This is a genomic window from Streptomyces sp. NPDC052036 (assembly GCF_040680495.1).
Taxonomy (GTDB): Bacteria; Actinomycetota; Actinomycetes; order Streptomycetales; family Streptomycetaceae; genus Streptomyces.
Genome location: NZ_JBFAWW010000127.1, coordinates 1 through 1,385, shown reverse-complemented (window position 1 = coordinate 1,385; position 1,385 = coordinate 1). Strand labels below are relative to the sequence as shown.

Here is a 1,385-nt window from a genome sequence, read left to right as displayed (position 1 = left end):
CCTCTTGGTGGTCAAGGCCAACCAGCCCGAACTGCACCGCAGGCTGCGATCACTGCCGTGGAAGGACGTCACCGCCCGCCGCTACGACCGGGAGAGCAAGCAAGTCGGGGCCCTCGCCTGGGCCTCTTCCGTCATCCGCCGCACACGTTCGTCGCTCCGATCGGCCCGGTGCCGCCCCGTCCCGAGGAGAGCGGGCAGCCTCCGGGCTCCAGGCCGGCGGCGGCTCAACCACCGTGCAGCCCGGCGATCCACAGCTGGATGGCGTCCGCGCCCGCCGTGGCACCGCCGTCGGCCTGAAGCCTGGAGGCCGTCCGTGCGAAAGCGTGCCGGATCCGTAGGTCACTGGCGTCGTCGTACGGCCTAGGACAGAATCCGCGCTGCGACGCCGTTGCGGCCCAGCACACGGCCGAGGCCGAGTTCCGCCACGCGTTGGGAATTCACCGCTTCTTTCATGGTCTGCATGACCGTGGTGACCAAGAGCCGTCCGGCATCGCGGTCGTGTCACCAAGGTGTCGGCCACCGTGCAGCCAAGAATGATCATCGGGGTTGCTCCAGCGCCGATCTCCTTCGCGGCCGGGCAGGCGGCGTTCACGGTGACGCTCGTGGTGGTGTTCAACATCGGCCAGGATCCGGACTGGCACCTCGCGTTGCTGCGCCTCCAGGAGTTCGCGCTCGGCCGCGGGGTGAGTCTGCTGGTGACGCTGGTTTCTGGCCGCGCGGAGCGACGGCGGCCGTGGACACGGCACTGGCCGAGTACACCGACAGCGCGACACACCTGCGGCGCGCGGTCGAATACAGCCTGAGCCGCTGCGGCGAGGCGGCCGTGAACGGGCTCCCGCCCACGCAGGAAGAGCGGCAGGCCTCGGCCGCCGCGCGCCCGGCTGGATGGCGCCTTCCGCAGCTGTCTCGCCGAGCGCGGTGCCAGGCCGGTGACGCTGGCGGCCGTGACGACGCTGGTGACCGGCGTTGCCAGGCCCAGGCTCATGGCGGACTCGTTGTTTGCGCTGTGACGGCGGGCGGCGAGGCACGGCTGAACGCCGACAACAGCCCAGCGCGGCTCGAACTGCTCCACGCCGCGGAGAGCGTCACTGGAGGCGGACCGCATGACGGACCCACGGCACGGACGGCGGATCAGGGCTCGGATCGGGCTGCGCTCGACACGGGCACGAGCAACGCAGACGGCTAGAGCAGGGGCGGCAGCCGGCGCGGTTCAAGCACGACGGGACGGCCACTGTCTGCGCTCACCGTCGTCCGGCGGTGTGCGGCTCCGGAGCATCTCCAACCGGGCTGCGGTTATTGAGGTTTTCGGGTTGTCGTCGGGGGTGGTGACGGTTCATGATCCCTGCGGTATGCCGGTGGGATGCGGTATCCGGAGGGTGGGGGCC

General features: G+C 70.6%; 1 protein-coding gene. It reads left to right on the top strand.

What is annotated here, in order from left to right; all coding sequences use genetic code 11:
• The first annotated feature begins 521 nt into the window (after positions 1-521).
• Positions 522-803, top strand: a complete 282-nt coding sequence (locus tag AB0L95_RS42175) for a hypothetical protein (protein WP_365171981.1) — start codon at positions 522-524, stop codon at positions 801-803.
• Positions 804-1,385 lie beyond the last annotated feature (582 nt).